13 protein-coding genes are annotated in these 18,348 nt (G+C 71.8%); 6 read left to right on the top strand and 7 right to left on the bottom strand.

Annotation, left to right across the window (positions count from 1 at the left end; all coding sequences use genetic code 11):
- The first annotated feature begins 8 nt into the window (after positions 1-8).
- On the top strand, positions 9-284 hold the full coding sequence (locus D7V77_RS00970) for a hypothetical protein (RefSeq protein WP_126934583.1): 276 nt from the start codon (positions 9-11) through the stop codon (positions 282-284).
- A 21-nt stretch (positions 285-305) separates the two neighbouring features.
- Here D7V77_RS00970 and D7V77_RS00965 read toward each other — a convergent pair whose 3' ends face one another.
- Both D7V77_RS00965 and D7V77_RS00960 read right to left on the bottom strand, forming a co-directional pair.
- On the bottom strand, positions 306-881 hold the full coding sequence (locus tag D7V77_RS00965; protein WP_120574379.1) for an RNA polymerase sigma factor: 576 nt from the start codon (positions 879-881) through the stop codon (positions 306-308).
- Between the two features lie 15 nt (positions 882-896).
- Positions 897-1,475 carry a hypothetical protein gene (locus D7V77_RS00960; RefSeq protein ID WP_120574378.1) on the bottom strand — a complete coding sequence of 193 codons (579 nt, stop codon included), beginning with the start codon at positions 1,473-1,475 and terminating at the stop codon, positions 897-899.
- Between the two features lie 120 nt (positions 1,476-1,595).
- Here D7V77_RS00960 and D7V77_RS00955 point away from each other — a divergent pair, with 120 nt between their 5' ends.
- Complete coding sequence (locus D7V77_RS00955) at positions 1,596-2,060, top strand: hypothetical protein (RefSeq protein WP_120574377.1); 465 nt, start codon at positions 1,596-1,598, stop codon at positions 2,058-2,060.
- A gap of 5 nt (positions 2,061-2,065) precedes the next feature.
- Here the strand turns inward: D7V77_RS00955 and D7V77_RS00950 are convergent, their stop codons facing one another.
- Both D7V77_RS00950 and D7V77_RS00945 read right to left on the bottom strand, forming a co-directional pair.
- A complete protein-coding gene (locus D7V77_RS00950) occupies positions 2,066-3,472 on the bottom strand; it encodes a sigma-54 dependent transcriptional regulator (protein ID WP_120574376.1) in 1,407 nt (468 codons plus the stop codon).
- Entirely contained in the window at positions 3,469-4,782 is a 1,314-nt protein-coding gene (locus tag D7V77_RS00945; RefSeq protein WP_120574375.1) for a sensor histidine kinase, read from the bottom strand. The genes D7V77_RS00950 and D7V77_RS00945 overlap by 4 nt, the downstream gene beginning before the upstream one ends.
- Before the next feature lie 172 nt (positions 4,783-4,954).
- Here D7V77_RS00945 and D7V77_RS00940 point away from each other — a divergent pair, with 172 nt between their 5' ends.
- Both D7V77_RS00940 and D7V77_RS00935 read left to right on the top strand, forming a co-directional pair.
- Positions 4,955-5,890 carry an MBL fold metallo-hydrolase gene (locus D7V77_RS00940; RefSeq protein ID WP_120574374.1) on the top strand — a complete coding sequence of 312 codons (936 nt, stop codon included), beginning with the start codon at positions 4,955-4,957 and terminating at the stop codon, positions 5,888-5,890.
- Between the two features lie 31 nt (positions 5,891-5,921).
- Positions 5,922-7,688, top strand: coding sequence for a M14 family zinc carboxypeptidase (locus D7V77_RS00935; protein WP_120574373.1), 1,767 nt, complete (start codon positions 5,922-5,924; stop codon positions 7,686-7,688).
- A 120-nt stretch (positions 7,689-7,808) separates the two neighbouring features.
- Here the strand turns inward: D7V77_RS00935 and cglD are convergent, their stop codons facing one another.
- Positions 7,809-11,222 (bottom strand): adventurous gliding motility lipoprotein CglD, encoded by a 3,414-nt coding sequence (gene cglD, locus D7V77_RS00930; RefSeq protein ID WP_120574372.1) that lies wholly within the window; start codon positions 11,220-11,222, stop codon positions 7,809-7,811.
- A gap of 261 nt (positions 11,223-11,483) precedes the next feature.
- Between cglD and D7V77_RS00925 the strand changes: the two genes are divergently transcribed.
- On the top strand, positions 11,484-12,278 hold the full coding sequence (locus tag D7V77_RS00925; RefSeq protein WP_233596555.1) for a TIGR02266 family protein: 795 nt from the start codon (positions 11,484-11,486) through the stop codon (positions 12,276-12,278).
- Positions 12,275-13,222 (top strand): serine/threonine-protein kinase, encoded by a 948-nt coding sequence (locus tag D7V77_RS00920; protein ID WP_172813111.1) that lies wholly within the window; start codon positions 12,275-12,277, stop codon positions 13,220-13,222. The genes D7V77_RS00925 and D7V77_RS00920 overlap by 4 nt, the downstream gene beginning before the upstream one ends.
- Before the next feature lie 4 nt (positions 13,223-13,226).
- Here D7V77_RS00920 and D7V77_RS00915 read toward each other — a convergent pair whose 3' ends face one another.
- Both D7V77_RS00915 and D7V77_RS00910 read right to left on the bottom strand, forming a co-directional pair.
- A complete protein-coding gene (locus D7V77_RS00915) occupies positions 13,227-17,030 on the bottom strand; it encodes an AAA family ATPase (RefSeq protein ID WP_120574370.1) in 3,804 nt (1,267 codons plus the stop codon).
- Complete coding sequence (locus D7V77_RS00910; protein WP_120574369.1) at positions 17,027-18,271, bottom strand: exonuclease SbcCD subunit D; 1,245 nt, start codon at positions 18,269-18,271, stop codon at positions 17,027-17,029. The genes D7V77_RS00915 and D7V77_RS00910 overlap by 4 nt, the downstream gene beginning before the upstream one ends.
- Positions 18,272-18,348: the final 77 nt, after the last annotated feature.

Here is an 18,348-nt window from a genome sequence, read left to right as displayed (position 1 = left end):
TGGGGGACGTGGGGGGCGCTGCTGGCCCTTCTCACCGGCGGCTGTCCCTGCCCGCCCTGCGCTTCGTGGGCGGCGACGTGACGGTGAGCGCCAACGCCCGGCTGGACTCGCTCATGCTGGGCACGGCGACGGCCTTCCCCCTGTGGGTCGAGCGCAGCCTGTTCGTGGAGGACAACCCGAAGCTGCCCACGTGCCGGGCCACCGCGCTCGCGGCGAGCGTGTTCCAGGGCGAGGCGTGGGGCGTGAACATCGACCGGAACGAAGACGCGGCGACCTGCCGCTGAGGCCCCGGAGCCGCAGGCGCCTCAGCGGCGCGGCTTGCAGGAGCAGTCCAGGCAGCCGTGCGCCGCGCACGCGCCGCAACCGCGCTCCAGCGAACGCTTGAGCGCGAGCCGCGCACGGTGCAGCCGCACGCCCGCGTTGTTGGGGGTGATGCCCACCTCGCGCGCCACGTCCGGCACCGCCCGCCCCTCCAGGTCCACCTGACGCACGAGCTGCGCGTACTCAGGCTTGAGCGTGGGCAGCAGGTCCGCGAGGCACGCGCACACCGCGCCCTTCAGCTCCGGGTCCTCGGTGGCGGAGTCCGCGTCGCGCGCCTCCACCTCCAGCGCGCGTCCTTCCGCGGCCTGCCGACGGTGGTGATCCACGAGCGCGTTGCGCAGCAGGCGGTAGAACCACGCCACCGCGCTTTCGCCGTCCTTCAGCGCCCCACCCTTCTCCAGGGTGCGGGCGAAGGCCGTCTGGAAGAGGTCCTCCGCGACGGCCCGGCTGCCCACCCGCCGCTCCACGAAGGCGAGGAAGCGGCGCTGATGGGCCAGGAGCGCCGCCACCACGTCCTCGCGGTCCGGGGGCAGCCCTGCGTCTGGCCCTTCAGCCTCCATGCGACTCCCTGACGACTACGGAGGGCCGTTGCCCTGGCGCACCGAGTTCAGCTCCACCGCGGTGGCGTAGATCTGCGCCCACGCACGGTACTTGAACTTCGACAGCGTGCCCTTCTGGTCGTTCGCGTAGTCGAACATGTCCGAGCGGAACTGCGCGTCCGCGGCCTTGCGGGCCTCCGGCTTCAGCGGCGTGCCCTTGCGGTCGTAGTAACGCAGCAGGTCGTAGCCGTAGTCGTGCGTCTTGGCCGCCTTGTCGAACTCCTTCACCGGGCCAATCTGGCCGGGGACAGAGGCGTAGCCGAGCGGATCCTGCATGCGCTGGCCGTGCGGCGTCTGGATGGCGTAGGGCTTGTAGCCCATCACCTGCTCGAAGTCCGCCGGGGGCGGGCGCGCGCCGGTGAGGTACTCGTTCATCAGCTTGCCGTGGTCGCCCGGGGGCGCCTTGCTGATGGCGCCCGTGCGCTGGGCGGCGGTGGTGCCAGGGGAGAAGGAGTCCTTCACCACGTTACGCGCGGCAGGGGCGGCGGGACGCGCGGTGGGGGAATCCGTTCCGGAGGTCTGCGGCTGGCGGACGGGCGAGTTGCGGATGATCATGGGGGGCCTGGGGGAGAAGTCTTCTCGATTTTTCGGAAACCGCCGCCCCAAAGTTGCGGATCCCCAACCAAAGTCGCGCAGAATGCATGCAACGCACCGCGTGGTGCACTGGGAGACACTGTGAAGAGCTACCCGTATTCCGAAGGAATCAAGGAACTGCGCGCCGGCAACTTCGAGAACGCGCAGCGTCTGGTCGAGCAGGCGAAGAAGCAGGGGGACGCTTCCGTGGAGGAGCTCACCGCCATGGCGTTCGCGATGGACGGGCACAACCAGCGCGGGTTCGCCACGGAGCTGCTGCAGGAGGCGCTGAAGCAGGAGCCCTCGGCGGTGGATCCGGCCTGTGCCCTGGCCATGTATCACCTGGAGAAGCAGGAAGACGCCCAGGCCGCGGCCGTCCTCAAGCCCGCGCTGGACGCCACTCCGGATCACCCCAAGGCGAACCTGTGTATGGCCATGGCCCTGGCGAAGACGGAGGCCGCCAAGGCCCGCGCTCACGCCGCCAAGGCCGCGAAGGACACCGACGCGGACGTCCGCGCGCAGGCGGAGGCGCTGGACAAGGTGCTCTCCGAGCACGAGCCCCGCTAAAGGCCTCAGTCGCCGCGCTTGAAGTCCTCCGTGCGGACGCCATAGCGCTTGAGCAGGCGGTGCAGGCTCTCGCGTTCCATGCCCGCGCGCTCGGCCGCGTGGGTGACGTTGCCGGAGAACTCCTGCATCAGCGCGGTGAGGTAGTCGCGCGACACGGCGTCGCGCACGCGGTCCACCGCCTCTCGGTAGGGCTGTTTCGCCAGTGCCTCCGCTGGCAGCGGCCCCGGGGCCGCGGAGGTACGGGCGGCGGTGAGCTCGGGCGGCAGGTCCTCCGGAGTGATTCGGGGGCCCGCCGCCACCGCTACCGCGCACGCCACCGCGTTCTGCAGCTGCCGCACGTTGCCGGGCCAGGGCGCGGCGGTGAGTGCCTGGAGTGACGGGGGCGTGAAGCCCTCCAGCTCCGGCCGTTTCGCGCCAGCGAGGAAGTGCATGGCGAGCAGCGGGATGTCCTCGCGGCGCTCGCGCAGGGCGGGCATCCGCACCGTCACGCCGCCCAGCCGGTAGTAGAGGTCCTCGCGAAAGCGCCCCCGAGCCACCTCCTCGGCGAGGTCCCGGTGCGTCGCCGCCACCACGCGCACGTCCACCGTCACCGGCGTGGTCGTGCCCACGCGGCGGATCTCCTTCTCCTGGAGCGCGCGGTTGAGCTTCACCTGCACGGGCAGCGGCAGGTCGCCCACTTCGTCCAGGAAGAGCGTGCCGCCGTGGGCCTCCTCGAAGAGGCCGGCCTTCGCGCCGGTCGCGCCGGTGAAGGCGCCCTTCGCGTGGCCGAAGAGCTCGCTCTCCACCAGCTCCGCCGGCAGCGCGCCGCAGTTCACCGCGACGAAGGGCTTGTCGCGGCGAGGGCTCTCGCGGTGCAGCGCGCGGGCGGCCAGCTCCTTGCCGGTGCCCGTCTCGCCGGTGAGCACCACGGTGAGGTCGCGCGCCGCCACCTGCGCGAGCAGCGCGTGCGTCTTCTGGAGCGCGGTGCTGGTGCCACGCAGGCCGTGGAAGTCCGGCATGCGCGCCACGCGGGCGGCGAGTCCGTGTGCATCCCGCCGTTGGCGCTGACGCTCCAGGGCACGGGCGACCACCAGGGCCACCTCGTCCGGGTCGAAGGGCTTGGACAGGTAGTCGTATGCGCCGTCCTTGATGGCCTCCACGGCCTTGGGGATGCTCGCGTAGGCGGTGACGAGGACGACCTCCGTGTCCGGCGCGCGCCGCTTCACCTCGCGCAGCACCGTGAACCCGTCCGCGCCCGGCATCTGGATGTCCGTGACGACCACGTCGAACGTGCGCGCGGAGACCAGGGCCAGCGCCTGCACACCGTCGGGCGCGGTCGTCACCGCGTACGCGTCCCCGAGGATGCGCGCGAACAGCTTGAGCATGTTCTCCTTGTCGTCCACGACGAGGACCGAAGGCTTCGCGCCGCTCATGCCGCAGCCTCCTGTTCACGCGACGGCGCGGGCAGGGACAGCGTGAAGCGCGCGCCGCCCAGGGCCCCGGAGTCCACGTCGATGCGGCCGCCGTGCGCCTCCGCGATGGCCTGACTCACCGCGAGCCCCAGCCCCGTGCCGGAGGGCTTCGTCGTGAAGAAGGGCTCGAACAGCCGCGCCCGCGCTTCCGGCGTCACCCCGGCCCCCGAGTCCGACACCGCCACGCGCGCGCTCCCGTCCGCGTCCACCGCGATGCGCACCTCCACCCGTCCTCCCTCGCCCGCGGCCTCCGCCGCGTTCTTCACCAGGTTGAGCAGCACCTGCCGCAGCCGGGGCGCCTGCACCCAGGCGGTGCCCTCTCCGTGCACGTCCACCGTCACGGTGCCCAGGCGCGTGGCTTCACGCAGGCGGGAGACGACCTCCTCGCACGCGTCGCGCAGCGCCACCGGCTCACGTGGCCCGCGGCCCGGACGCGCCAGGTCCAGCAGTCCCTCCACGATGTCCTGGCAGCGCACCGCCTCCTCCTCCACCACGCGCAGGTCCTCCGCGAGCGTTCCCTCCGCCCGCCGCTGCAACAGCCGCACGTACCCGAGGATGACGCCCAGCGGGTTGTTGATTTCATGCGCCACGCCCGCCGCCAGCCGGCCAATGCCCGCCAGCTTCTCGTGCTGGACGAGCCGCGCCACCGCGTTGCCGATGTACACGCCCACCCCGGCCGCGAACAGCGTGGCCCCACCCAACAGCAGCAGCGCCCAGCGGAAGCTGTCTCGCTCCACCGCGCCCACGTGCGCCTCGAAGGCATCCATGGACGCGTCCGAGTCCGCCGTCAGCCCGTCCACCCGCGCCTGGATGCGCGACACCCACTCCAGCGCGCGCCCATGCGCCGCCTCCACCGCGCCCGCGTCCTTCGCCATCACCGCGGGCAGGAGCGTGTCCCGGTAGAGCGTGTCCAGCGCGTCGCCCGACGCCTGGATGTCCGCCACCGCCGCGCGCTCTTCCGCGTCGCGCGCGTGCTCCGCCAGCCGCCGCGTCAGCGCCTCCACGCGGGCGCGGGCCTCGGTGTGGAAGCGCCGGTGGCTGTCGTTGCCCAGGATGATGGTGTGCGCCAGGTGCGCGTACTGGTCCCTCACCGCCGTGGCCAGCTCCCGCGCCTCCCGCGCGCGGCCGCCCACCTCGCGCAGCGCACGCGTGCCCTCGTGGATGTCCGCCAGCCGGCCGAGCGCATAGCCCGACGCCGCCGCGAACAGCGCCACCAGCGCGCCGAACGCGAGCAACACCCTGCGGGTCGTGGTGCCGGAGACAGGTCCCATGGGAAGCCCTCTTATACGGCGCGCGCCCCTTTTCGCCCGCGCCTGGCGCATGTCCTCCCCAGGCCATCCAAAGCCGCATTCCCCTTGCACCCCTCCCCTCCGGCCGAGCATGACTCGCACGAGGCGGCGCGGGCCCATCCTTGGGGGACACACCCGTTGCCGGGAGCCACTCATGGCGATGCGCTTCAAGAATCTGGATGGCAGCGGACCGCAGGCGTTCACCCGCGTCTTCAAGTGGGCCGTCACGGACAAGCTCGCGGGCAAGCGCCGCAGCGCGCCCGCGCGCGCGGTCGTGCCGCACGTGGAGCCGGACCTGGCGGTGCTCGCCACTCCACCCGCCCCGGGCGAGGGCGCCCGCCTGACGTGGCTGGGCCACGCGAGCTGGCTGGTGCAGCTGGATGGCGTGTCGCTGCTCATCGACCCGGTGCTGCGCGACGCCATCAACGTCGTCATCCGCCGCAACGTGCCGCCCGGCGTGCCGGTGGAGAAGCTGCCGCGCATCGACGCGAGCCTGGTGTCCCACAACCACTACGACCACCTGGACCTGCCCACGCTCAAGCAGGTGGGCGCCCGCATCGTCACCGGCCTGGGCCACGCGCCGGTGTTCCAGGGCCAGGGCCTGCCCTTCCACGAGCTGGACTGGTGGGAGTCCACGCAGGTGGGGCCCGTGCGCGTGCACTACGTGCCGTCCCAGCACTGGAGCCGCCGCGGCCTCAACGACGCCAACCAGATGCTCTGGGGCGGCTTCGTGGTGGAGGGCTCCAGCGCGCGCGTCTACCACTCCGGTGACACCGCCTACTTCCAGGGCTTCAAGGAGATTGGCGCCAGGTTCCCCAAGCTGGACGCGGCGCTGCTGCCCATTGGCGCCTACGACCCCGCGTGGTTCATGCGGCTGCAGCACATGAACCCGGAAGAGGCGGTGCAGGCCTTCGAGGACCTGGGCGCGATGGCCTTCTTCGCCATGCACTGGGGCACGTTCAAGCTCACGGACGAGCCCTTGGACGAGCCGCCCGCCCGCCTGGACGCGGAGTGGCTGCGCCGGGGCTGGCCGCGCGACCGCGTGCACGTGCTGCCGGTGGGCGGCACACACACCGTGCGGCAAGGTTGAGCGCTGACGGGGCTTGTGGTCTCAAGCGGGCATGCTCCTGCCCACCCTCGCAGCCCTGGTCCTCACGCAGGCCCCACCCCCACTCACCACCGTCTCCGAGCAGAGCGGCTGGAAGCGCACCGGCCGCTACGCGGAAGCAGAGAGCCTCTGCCGCGCCTTCCCCAAGGCGTTCCCTGGCAAGGCCCGCTGCGACACGCTGGGCACCACGCCGGAGGGCCGCCCCATGGTGGCGCTCGTCGTCAGCCAGGACGGCACGCTCACCGCGGACGCCGCGCGCAAGAAGGGGCGGCCCGTCGTCTTCTTCCAGGGCGGCATCCACGCGGGTGAAATCGACGGCAAGGACGCGGGCTTCTGGCTCCTGCGCGACGCGCTCCAGAACCGGGCGTCCACGCCGGACCTGCTCAAGGGCGTCACCGCCGTCTTCGTCCCCGTCTTCAACGTGGACGGCCACGAGCGCTTCAACCCCAACCACCGCCCCAACCAGGTGGGCCCGGAGGAGATGGGCTTCCGCGTCACCGCCCAGAACTTCAACCTCAACCGCGACTACGTGAAGGCGGACGCACCGGAGATGGTGCTGCTCTTGAAGTACCTCAACGCGTGGGACCCGCTCGTCTACGTGGACCTGCACGTCACCGACGGCGCCAAGTTCGAACCCGACGTGTCCGTGGGCCTGGAGCCCCAGAAGTCCGGCCCGCCCGCGCTTCAGGCGCTGGGCACGAAGCTGGTGGACGAGCTCTTCACCGGCCTCACCCCCCAAGGGCACCAGCCGCTGCGCTTCTATCCGTCCTTCCTCGTGGACGACGACCCCACCAGCGGCTTCGCCTACGGTGTCCCCCCGCCGCGCTTCAGCCATGCCTTCTGGTCCGTCCACCACCGCTTCGGCGTGCTCGTGGAGACGCACTCCTGGAAGAACTACGAGCAGCGCGTGAAGGCCACCCGCGACGTGCTGGAGGGCCTCTTGAAGCTCGTGTCCCGCGACGGCGCCGCGCTCCTGGCCGCCGTGAAGGCGGAGGACCAGAAGGCCGTGGCCGGCGAGGTGCGTGAGGTGGTGCTCGGCTGGAAGAACACGTCCAAGCGCGAGGCGATTGCGTTCAAGGGCTACGCCTACGAGCGCCTGCCGTCGGACATCTCCGGCCAGCCGCACATCCGCTACGACGACACGCAGCCCCAGACGTGGAAGGTGCCGTACCTGCCGGACGTGCAGCCCTCCGTCACCGCGAAGCTGCCCGAGGGCGGCTACCTGGTGTCCGCCGCGCACGCCGCGTGGGTCGCGCCGAAGCTGGCCGCGCACGGCATCGCGTTCCAGCGCCTCACCCGCGCGGTGCCCGCGGCGAAGGTGGAGTCGTTCCGCTCGAAGGACTTCCAGTTCCAGGTGCGCTCCAACGAAGGCCACCAGGGCCTCACCGCGAATGGCGAGTGGACGCCGGACACGCAGGACCTGCCCGTGGGGACGCTCTACGTGCCGGTGGCGCAGAAGAACGTGCAGCTGGTGGCGCACCTCTTCGAGCCCGCGGGGCCGGACTCGCTCCTGTCGTGGGGCTTCTTCAACGCCCACTTCGAGCAGAAGGAATACATCGAGGACTATGTGCTGGAGCCCTACGCCCGCGAGCTGCTGGCGAAGGACCCCGCGGTGAAGGCCGCGTTCCAGGAGCGCCTGAAGGACGCGGGCTTCGCCAAGGACCCGCGCGCCCGCCTGCGCTTCTTCGCCGAGCGTCACCCGACCTGGGATGAACGCCTGGGCCTCTATCCCGTGTACCGCGCCGCCAGCGCGCCACCGAGCCTGGTCCCGGCGAAGTAGAGGGGAAAGAAGAAGCCCCCGGCCCGCTTCCCCCGTGAGGGGGCGTCGCGGAGCGGGGGCTTCGGATTCAGCGCCGCGCTCCCGGTCCATGCGGCACCGGGAGCGCGTTTTCATTTCCGACTAGCCGATGGGCTTCTCGCAGACGCACGCGCTGACGTTGCACGTGAAGCCCGGAGCGCAGCCGCCGCAGTCCGGCTTGCAGACGCAGGCGCACAGACCGGGGTCCGCGCCGAAGCCGGTGCCGCAGTTGAGCGCGCCCGTGTCGCAGACGCAGCCGCAGGCGTTGTTGTCGAACTTGTAGCCCGCGGCGCAGGTCGCGGACTGCACGCAGCTGCACGTGCAGGAGTTCGTGTTGCACGTCTCGAAGGTGCCGCACGTGCCGCCGCAGTCCTGGGCGCAGGTGAAGTCACACACCGCGCGGTCGGTGTTGCACACCTGGCCGGCGGGGGCCGTGCCACCGCAGTCCGACGGGCACTCGCACTTGTCCGTGGTGCGGTTGCAAGCGAGCTTGCCCTTGCAGAAGTCCGGGTCGTTCGGGTCGTAGTACTGCGTGTCGGACGCGCACGGCGGCGGGTTGCCGTCCGGCTTGACCGTGCGGTCGATCCAGTAGCGGTACGACAGCGCGGCCTGCGTCTTGCCGGACTCCTTCGGACGGCACGCGCCGTAGAAGGACACGGTGCGGTTGATGCCGTCCACGTCGAAGCCGTTGGTGCGGCTGCGCGGCAGGTCCCCGATGCTGGGGCAGATGGCCGGATCCACCACCGCATCCACCGCGACCTTCAGCGACGCGCCAATCGGCGGCTTGAGCGTGCGGTAACCCACCGACGCGATGACGCTGTCCACGATGGCGTTGATGGTGTTGGTGATGGAGGTGTTGTCCCGGATGCTGCCGGACACGCCGCCCGTGGCCTGGATGACGTCCAGGTGGCGCGGGGTCTTGTTGTCCTCACCCGCGTAGCACGGGGAACCGTCCGGCGGGCAGATGATGCCGTGCACCTGGATGGACTGGTTCGTGGGGTTCTTCGTGGTGCCGGACACGGTGCCGGTGTTGAGGAAGTACGCGGAGTAGTTGGCCACCGTGTCCGTGGACTGGTCCTTCACGTCCGTGAGGATGACCACCACCACCTTGGCGCCCGGACGGATCTTCGTCTCCGGGCCGCCCGTGGACGCGGCCATGTCGTTGATGGCCTTGCGCGCGGCCTCCAGCGGACGCTCGCTGCCGTCACCGCCCAGGGCCACCCAGCAGTTGGTGTTGGCCGTACAGGTGGTGTTGGGCAGCGGCGTGTACGTGGGGTTCTGGGTGGTGCCACCCTTCACGGCGCACACGTTGTTGTTGCACACCGCGTTCTGGGTCAGCCACGCCTTGAACTGGTCGATGTTGGTGGTGAAGGGACGGATGATGTTGCGGTTGGCGCTGTTGCCCACCGTGTAGCTGGTGGTCACCATGGACACGCGCCAGTCCAGCGTCGCGTTGCCCAGCTTGTTGGCCACCGCCGTGCCCGCGTTCGCCAGCGACGTCTGCGACGACGCCATGGAGCCGGAGTCGTCCACCACGAAGAGGAAGTCCACCACGGCCGTGTTGCCGGTGAAGACCTCGCACTGCACCGCGTCCGCGTCGCCGAACTGCGCCAGCGCGGAGCCGCCCGCCGTGTCCGCCATGGTGAAGAGACTGCCCGTGGCCGACTCGTTGTAGCGGGCCGCCGGCGTGATGGCGAGCACCACCACCACGCTCGCGTTGGAGCGGTGCACGTACTGCGCCTGGATCTTGAACGGGCCGTTGATGCCCGCCGAACCGCCGAGCGACTCGGTGCTGTTGGGCACCAGCTGGCGCGCCAGCGAGTTGGTGAACGACTTCAGCTCCGTCGTGCCGGCGAGCCCGTAGCGGGAGACCGCCGCGGGGAAGCCGTCCCAGGTGGTGAACGTCTGCGTGAACTCCACGTCCGCCGGCGCCAGGAGCGGCGTGCCGGTGCGGATGCCCGACTCGTCGGTCGAGGGCGTGGTGGAGCCGCTCAGCGGAGCGCGCTTGTACGCGATGAACGTCACCTGCTTCGTGTCGTCATAGCCCATCACGCCCACGGTCTGGCCGTTGGCCTTCAGGTTGAGGAGGTTGGCGTCCTTGAACGTGTTGGGCAGCGCGAGCCGGAGGTCCGCGCCGCTGTCCTCCTTGAAGGTCACCGTGCGCAGGTTCTGCACGCTGCACGCCTTGCCGGCGGGCGTGGTGGCCGCGCCGTCCGCGGGGTCCAGCGGGTTGAGCTCGCCGGGGTCCACCTTGCCGTTCTGGTTGGAGTCCTCCGCGCCGTCGGGGATGCCGTCGCCGTCCGTGTCCGGCTTGTTGGCGTCCGTCTTCGTCGTGGGGTCCGCGTCGCCCACGTAGCCGCAGTTGTTGCGCGGGGCCGCGGCCGTCGTCACACCACGCTCCACGCCGTCGAGCAGGCCGTCGCCGTCGGTGTCCGGGTTGGTGGGGTCCGTCTCGCCGGGATCCACCTGGCCGTTGGAGTTGGGGTCCTCACCGAGGAAGCCGTTGCGGCCGGCGCCGTCCTGGAGCCCGTCGCAGTCGGTGTCGGTCAGGCGCGGGTCGGTCTCACCGGAGTCCACGCGGCCGTTCTTGTTCGTGTCCTCAACGCCGTCCGCCACGCCGTCGCCGTCCGTGTCGGCGCTGTTCGGGTTGGTGCCGGTGGCGATTTCAACGGAGTCCGGGATGCCGTCGAAGTCCGCGTCGGGGATGGACGCGGCGCAGTCCGCCTTGCGCGGATCCGTCTCGCCCGGATCCACCTTGCCGTTCTTGTTCACGTCCTCGGCGCCGTCCGAACAGGTGTCGCCGTCCGAGTCGGGCTTGAGCGGATCCGTGCCCGTCTGCTTCTCCAGGCCGTCCGGCAGGCCGTCGCCGTCGGTGTCGCGCAGGCGGGGATCCGTCTCGCCGGGGCTCACCGAGCCGTTCTTGTTCGCGTCCTCCACGCCGTCCGGGATGCCGTCACCGTCGGAGTCCGCCGTGTTGGGGTCCGTCTCCGTGAGGTCGCGCTTGCCGTTGCGGTTGGCGTCCTCCAGGCCGTCCGGCAGCCCGTCCTCGTCCGTGTCCGCCTTCACCGGCGAGGTGCGCGTCGTCGGATCCTGGTCCGCGCGGAAGTTGCAGTTCGGGTCCGTGCTGACGCTGGACGTTCGTCCGACTTCCACGCCGTCACGGATGCCGTCGCCGTCCGTGTCGCGCAGGCCGGGGTTCGTCTTCAAGCCGCCGGCGTAGACCGTGGAGAACTCCTCCTGGTCCGTCAGGCCGTCGCAGTCCGAGTCCTTCGTGGCGTTGTTCGGATCATACGGGTCGACGGGGACTTCGCCGGGGTCGGGGTCGGGGTCGATGATGACGCCGGCGTCCTCGACATAGCCGGCGTCGAAGCCCGCATCGACGACGCCTGCGTCGGAGCCTCCGTCGGTGGGGATGGGATCAGGGCCAGGGCCGGGGTCCGGGTCGGTGCCGCCACACCCCGCCATGAGCGTGGCGGCAAGCAGCGTGCCGGAGAAGAGTCGGATCCAATTGCGCATAACGGGTCAGCACTCCGGGAAGGGGGGTTACGGAGAACACCCGCAGCATAGAGGGATGCGCGCCCGATTCCGATGTAGGTGCGCCCTGGGGCGGAGAGGGAATCACGATTCGTAAACTTGGCGTCCACCACTGTCGCCTGTTTCCGACTGCACTGTCTTTACGGGAGCCAGGAGGGCTCGGTTATCGTCCGCCCCGTGCCTGTGTTCGGTCTTGCGGCGGTATGGGGGGAAGCGGCTTCGCCTGAGAAGGCGGCAGCCGTCGTGGAGGGCCTGGGTGCGCTCTTGCCGTCCGCGCAGTCGATGCAACTCGTGGTGGCGTTTCGCGACGAGGCCGGCGCGCTGGAGGTGAAGGTGGAGGTGCCCGGCTATCCGCGCGCGGCGGTGGAGCGGCTGGGCGAGGAGGTCCGCAAGAGCGGCGGCACGTTCGTGGAGCTGTGGCGGCTGCCCAAGGCGGAGCGGGATGCGCTGCGCTCGCGCACGCTGTCTGGCGGCACGCCCTTCGCCGGCAACGAGCGCACGCAGGCCGCGCAGGAGCTGCGGCAGCACCTGGAGGATCTGGCCGCGCGAGGTCCCCTGCCCGCTTCGTCCGCGCCGAAGACTCCACCGCCATCCGAGGCACCGCCCGCGCCCCAGGCTGCTCCCGCCGAAAGTGGAGGCGCGCCGGAGGCCGGAGCGTCCGAGCAACCATCGCCGTCGGATCCGCCCGCGCCATCCCCCGTAGCATCCGGCGATGAATCCCAGCGCCGCGCCCGGCGTTTCGCGGTGAAGCTGGAGATGGAGTTCCGCACGGAGCTGGACTTCGTGCGCGAGCACGCGCTGAACATCAGCAATGGAGGACTCTTCGTGCGCACGGCGCACCGCCCGCCGCAGGACAGCGTCGTCATCGTGGACGTGAAGCTGCCCAACGGCCAGCGGCTGCAGGGCGAGGCGCTGGTGGTGCACGTGGTGGACGAGCAGTACACCGGGGGCGTGGGGCTTGCCTTCCTGAGCGACGACGCCACCTTCTCCGCGACGCTGGACGGGTATCTGGCGAGCCTGGCCGGGGAGAAGGCGTGACGTTGGAGGAAGATCCGACATCCGAGTGGCCGCGCGACCTGGGCCGCTTCCAGCTGCTGTCGCGGCTGGGACGCGGCGGCAACGCGGAGGTGTTCCGCGCGAAGATGATCCAGGGCCCCTATGCGGGAGAGGAGATGGCCCTCAAGCGCGTGCGACCGGAGCGCCTGCGGGACCCGGAAGCGCGCGAGCAACTCCTGCACGAGGCGGAGCTGGCGCGGTGCCTGGATCATCCGCACATCGTGGGATTCCGGGAGTACGGAGAGCTGGCGGACGGGCCCTACCTGGCGCTGGAGCTGGTGGACGGCACGGACCTGGGGCGCGTGCTGGCGCAGTGCCGGCGCCGGCGCATCGAGCTGCCCATCGACATCTCCGTGATGATGGTTCGCCACGTGCTGGAGGCGCTGGCGTACGCGCACAAGGCCACCAACTCCAAGGGCCTGCCGCTGGCGGTGGTGCACTGCGATGTGTCTCCGCACAACGTGCTCCTGTCGCGCGGCGGAGAGGTGAAGCTCGCGGACTTCGGCGTGGCCCGCTCGCGCGCGGGGCTGGAGGTGGATCTGCGGCGGGTGGGCAAGCAGAACTACCGCTCGCCGGAGCTCCTGGCGGGCGAGGTCTCCGTCGCGGTGGACCTGTGGGCGGCGGCGGTGTTGCTGTACGAGCTGCTGTCCCTGGAGTCGCCCTACGAGGAAGGGACGGCCGAGGAGGTGGAGGCCTCCATCCGGGGCTTGCGGTTGACGCCCGTGCGCATGGTGGCGCCGGAGGTGTCGGATCCGCTGGCGCTGGTGTTGGACCGGGCGCTCGCGCCGCACCCGTCGCAGCGCTTCTCCTCCGCGGAGCAGTTCGCGCGGGCGCTGGCGGCGCTGAGCGACGACCGCGTGGCGACGCCGCTGGCCGTGGCCGCGGTGGTGCGCGGCCTGATGGGCGCGGAGCCGGTGACGGGCTGAGCCGTCACGCCACCTGCTGATCCGAGGGCGCGATGATCCCCGCGTCGCCTTCGACGACGAGCTTGCTGCGGCCGCCGCCCTGCTTCACCACTCGCACCTGCACGCCGATGCGCTCGGCGAGCCCGCTCACGTGGGAGATGATGCCCACCTGGCGGCCGGTGGCCTGGAGCGCGTCGAGCGTGGCGAGCGCGACCTCCAGCGTCTCCGGATCCAGGGTGCCGAAGCCCTCGTCGATGAAGAGGGTCTCCACCTGCGTCGTCTCAGACGACAGCGAGGCCAGGCCCAGCGCGAGCGCGAGCGACACGAGGAAGCTCTCGCCGCCGGAGAGGCTGGCCACGCTGCGGACCTCGTCGCCCATGTCGCCGTCCACCACCTGGAGGTCCAGGTCGTGGCCGGGCACGCGCTCCAGGCGGTAGCGGCGGGCCAGCTCGCGCAGGTGCGCGTTGGCGTGCAGGAGCAGCGCGTCCAGGGTGAGGCTCTGGGCGAAGACCTTGAACTTCTTTCCGTCGTGCGAGCCGATGAGGTCGCCCAGCGTCTTCCACACCTCCGCGTCGGCGCGGCGCAGCTCCAGGGCCCGGGCCTCCGCGCCATGACGTGCGCGGGAGGCGTCGTCGTGGTCCAGCTTCGCGCGCAGCAGGGCCACGGCGCGGTGGCGCACCTCGACGTCGGTGCGCAGGCGTTCGCAGAGCTCCGCGACGTCTGCTTCCGCGAGCGAGGGAAGCCCGGAGGCCTCATGGCGGACGCGGCGCTCGCGGCGCTCCAAGAGGACAGCGCGGGCCTGGGCGACGGACTCGCGCAGGGCGTTGAGCGCGCGGGCCTCCGAATCGCACCAGGCGGCGCCGCGCGACAGCAGGGCCTTGAGTTGCTCCAGGGTGGAGCCATGTCCGGCGAGGCGTTCCGCGAGGACGGCCTGGGCGCTGTCGAGCGTGCGGGCGGCCTCGGTGCGCAGGCGCACGGCGTCCTCGGCGCGGGCGGTGGCCACCTTCTCCGCCTGCTGGAGGGTTTCGGAGTCCTCGCGGGCGCGCTCGTAGGTGGCCTGGGCGGCGTCGATGCGCGCCTGGACCTCCGCGCGCACCTCCTGCGTGGGGCGGCCCTGGAGCAGCCGGGCGCGGGCCCTGGAAGCATCCTGGAAGGCAGCGTCCTTGAGGCTCGCGCGGTGGGCGGCGGTCTCCGCGTCCTCGTGCCGGGACTGGAGGCGGACTTCTTCTCGGGCGCGCAGGCCCTGTTGTTCCTCCAGGCGCTTGCGAGAGGCCTCCAGCTCCGCGAGCTTCTCGCGCCACTTCGTCACGCGCGCCAGGCACTGGCCCTGGAAGCGCACGGGGTCCTCCGCGAGCTTGTCCTTCCAGGGGGCAGCCTCGCTGGCGAACGGAGGGGACACTTCGGTGAGGGCGCGCTCGCGGGCATCGCGGGCCGTGTCCCGGCGCAGGAGCGCATCGCGGTGGGACTGGGACGCGCGGGACCAGGCGTCCTCGGCCTTACGCAGGGCATCGGCCGCGCCTTCGCGCCGGGTGCGCCGGGTCTCCAGCTGGGCCCGGGCCTCGCGAGCAGCGCTGGCGCGGGCTTCCGCGGAAGCCTCTTCGTCACGAAGGGTCGCGAGCCGCGCACGTGCGTCTTCCTGAGCCGAGCGGATCCACGCCTGGGCGGTGGTGGCCTCGGCGTCCTCGGGAGGTGATGCAGCGGCACTGGCATCCTGTTCGGCGTGCACCGCACGGGTCCACCGTTCGCGCGCCGCGCGCCAGGCTTCACGATGCGCCGTGCGCTTGCGGGCCGCCGTGTCGCGCCGGGCTTCGGCCTGGGTCGCGGCGGTGTCCGCGGTCGCCTGCCGCACGCTCGCCGCGCTCTCCTGCTTCGCCGCGGCATCCCGCGCGGTCTCCAACTCCAGCACCCGGGCCGCGGCCTCCGCGACCAGCCCCTCCAGCGCGGAGGCCTCCCGGGCATACGGATGTTCGAGCGCGCCGCACAGCGGACACGGCTCACCTTCGTGCAGCGCGGCCCGGTGCGAGGCCAGCCCCTGCGTCGCCTCCGCGCGCGACTGCGCACGGCGAGCCTCGTGGAGCATCGCATCCTGCGTCGCCCGCCGCGCCGCCGCGTCCTTCGCCTCCTCCGCCGCGCGTTGGGAAACCTCGCGGTGCGCCTTCACCTCCGCCGCCGCGTCACCTTCCGCCGTGGCCTCCGCCCGAGCGCCTTCACCCGCGAGTGTCAGCGCCCCCAGAACATCCTGTCGCGCCAGCAGCGCATCCCGGAGCGCCCGCCGAGCCGCGCCGCCATCCTCGCCCAGCGCGGCTTCCGCATGCGTCGCCAGTGCCTGCGCCTGCGCTTCCGACTCGACCGCGCCCTGGTGCTCCTCACGGCGCGCCTGGGCCTCGTTGCCCAGACGGTCCGCGTCCCTCCCCAACCGGTCCGCGTCCGAGCCCGCCGACTGTTCGTCCTTCAGCGCCCCCGCGAAGCGCTCCAGCTCACGCTGCCAGCGAGGCCACTCCGTGGCCAGGGACTCCCAGCTCGCATGCGACACGCGCCACGCTTCGGCCGCGTCCACCAGCACCTGGGCCTTCGCTTCCGCCGTCTGCACCAGCGCCAGCGCGTCTCGAGCCGACGCTTCCGCGGTCTTCGCCTGCTTCGCCAGCTCCGCGGCCTCACGGGCCTCGCGTTCCGCCTCCGCGCGGCGCGTGTCCAGCGTCGCGGCCTCCTCCAGCGCCGGACGCACCGACGCCTCCGCATCCAGCGCCGCGGCCCGCGCGGCCTCCGCCTGCATCCGCACCTGCCGCTGCGCCGCAGCCGCCGCGAGCGCCGCTTCCGCCTGCGAGGCCCGCTCCAGCTGCTCGGCCTCCGCCCTCACGCAGCCCTGCTCCGCGGCCTCCACCGCCGACACCACCGCGCGGAAACCCTCCGCCGCGCGCACCGACTCCAGCAGCGCCTCACGAGGCGCCGCCGCCTCCCGCTCCGAGTCCGCCCGAGCCACCGCACCTTCAGCCTGCTGCTCCTGACCCACGAACTCCGCGCGCTGCGCGTACCAGGACCGGGCCGCCTCCGCCTCGCGCGACCGCGTCTCCTCGCGGACCCGCGCCGCCTCCTCCTCGCCCAGTTGGACGCGCACACTCTCGCGATCCGCGTCCGACATCAGCGCGATGGCCGCGAGCCCCAACGACAGCCGCTTCAGCTCCTCCTGCTCCTTCGCGTTCTTCTCGTGCGCGGCGATGGACACGCGGCTGTACACCTCCGTGCCCGTCATCCGCTCCAGCAGCTCCGCGCGCTCGTTCGCGTCCGCGCGCAGGAACGCCGCGAACTCCCCCTGCGCCAGCAGCGCCGAGCGCCGGAACTGATCGAACGACAGCCCCAGCCGCTCTTGGATCGCGTGGAGCACCTCGCCCTTGGTGCGGCCGAACAGCTGCCCCGAGACCACGTCCGTCAGGCTCAGCTCCTGCGGCCGGAATCTCCCTTCCGCGCGCTCACGCGCACGCCATACGTTCCACCGCGCCCGGTAGCGCCGCCCGTCCTTGCCCAGGAAATCCACCTCCGCGTGGCCCTTGCCCGCCCCGCGCCGCAGCATGCCGCGCACGTCGTACGCGGACAGTCGCGCCTCTTCCTCCTCGTCCGCCCGGCCCACCAGCACCTTGCTGGGCCCGCCCAGCCGGGGCGTGCGGTCGAACAGCGCCAGGCACAGCGCATCCAGCAGCGTGCTCTTCCCCGCGCCCGTCGCGCCGGAGATGGCGAACAGCCCCAGCCGGTCCAGCGGCGCCCGGTCCAGCTCCAGCGCGAAGTCCCCCGCGAAGCTCGTGAGGTTGCTGCCGCGAATCGCCAGGATCTTCACGACGCGTCCTCCTGCACCTGCGTGAGCAGCGCATGGAACGACTCCAGCAACCCCGGCGAGGGCGCCTCCTTGAAGTCCCGCGCATACCGGGCGAGGAACACGTCCTCAGGAGTGCGCTCACGCAGCGACAACCCCGGCCGCACGTCCGCAAGCGCCCCGCCCGTGCCCGTATAGAACGGCGTCAGCTTCACCAGCCGCGCCGCCCGGCCCTCCAGCGCCTTCTCCACCTTGTGGCGCAGCGCCGGCTCCGGCCGGGGCAGCGACACGCAGACCTCCAGGTACGGCCGCATCGACTCCGGAGCCTCCGCCTCGCACGCGGGCAGCGCCGCCAGCAACTCCAGCACCTCCGACAGCGGCGCCGCGTCCCGCGCGGGCACCCGCATCATGTCCGTGGTGCGAGGCACCGTCAGCGGACGCACCTGCGTCAGCGCCCCGTCCTCCACGTCCAGCACCAGCACCTGATGCCGGTAGTGCGCCTCCGACAGCGACAGCGGCAGCGGAGACCCGCTGTAGCGCACGCCCTCGCGGCCGCCCACGCGCTGCGCCTTGTGCAGGTGCCCCAGCGCCGCGTACGCGACGTCCTCCGGGAACAGCTCCACCGGCAGCGCATGCTGGTTGCCGCCCAGGATCTTCCGCTCGCTCAGCTCCGACAGCTCCGAGCCCGTCATGTAACAGTGGCCCATGGCCACCAGCGCCTGCCCGGACCTGCGCCGCCTGCGCGCCGCCTCCAGCACCTCCGTGTAAACAGAGCGCACGCCCTCCACCAGCCGGTCCCCTTCGCTGTCCGGCACGGACGGCAGGTCCGAGGGCCGCAGGTACGGGACCGCCGCCACCCACGCGCCCACCTTCCCGCGCGCGTCGTGCACCGGCACCACCAGCCGCTCCATCTCCAGTCCGCCCCGGTGGCGCGGCAGGCCGCCCACCACGCGCACGCCCAGGGCGTGGAAGAGCGGATCCGGCGCGTCCAGGCGCGCGGCGGAGTCGTGATTGCCGCCCACCACCACCACGTCCAGCTTCGGCAGCGTGCGCCGGGCACGCGCGATGAAGTGGTACCAGGCCGCCTGCGCCTCCGCGCTGGGGTTGGCCGTGTCGAAGATGTCCCCGGCCACCAGGAGCGCGTCCACCTCCTGGGACTCCAGCGTGTCCAACAGCCACGTCAGGAACGCGGCGTGCTCCGCTTCGCGTGAGACGTCATACAGCGTGTGGCCCAGGTGCCAGTCCGATGTGTGCAGCAGGCGCATCCGGCGTTCACCCTCCCTCGTGGCCCGGTGGCGGGTGCGAGCCGGGCAGCCTCCCCCGGTCCCATCCCCGACTCCAA

It is taken from the genome of Corallococcus sp. CA041A (assembly GCF_003612075.1).
In the GTDB taxonomy this organism is placed as follows: domain Bacteria; phylum Myxococcota; class Myxococcia; order Myxococcales; family Myxococcaceae; genus Corallococcus; species Corallococcus exiguus.
This window is presented reverse-complemented; position numbering and strand designations above follow the sequence as displayed.

Bases quoted from the DNA above. Each gene is read 5' to 3' on its own strand.
- D7V77_RS00965 (WP_120574379.1), bottom strand. From the start codon at position 881: ATGGAGGCTGAAGGGCCAGACGCAGGGCTGCCCCCGGACCGCGAGGAC.
- D7V77_RS00960 (WP_120574378.1), bottom strand. From the start codon at position 1,475: ATGATCATCCGCAACTCGCCCGTCCGCCAGCCGCAGACCTCCGGAACG.
- D7V77_RS00950 (WP_120574376.1), bottom strand. From the start codon at position 3,472: ATGAGCGGCGCGAAGCCTTCGGTCCTCGTCGTGGACGACAAGGAGAAC.
- D7V77_RS00945 (WP_120574375.1), bottom strand. From the start codon at position 4,782: ATGGGACCTGTCTCCGGCACCACGACCCGCAGGGTGTTGCTCGCGTTC.
- D7V77_RS00940 (WP_120574374.1), top strand. From the start codon at position 4,955: ATGGCGATGCGCTTCAAGAATCTGGATGGCAGCGGACCGCAGGCGTTC.
- D7V77_RS00935 (WP_120574373.1), top strand. From the start codon at position 5,922: ATGCTCCTGCCCACCCTCGCAGCCCTGGTCCTCACGCAGGCCCCACCC.
- cglD (WP_120574372.1), bottom strand. From the start codon at position 11,222: ATGCGCAATTGGATCCGACTCTTCTCCGGCACGCTGCTTGCCGCCACG.
- D7V77_RS00910 (WP_120574369.1), bottom strand. From the start codon at position 18,271: ATGCGCCTGCTGCACACATCGGACTGGCACCTGGGCCACACGCTGTAT.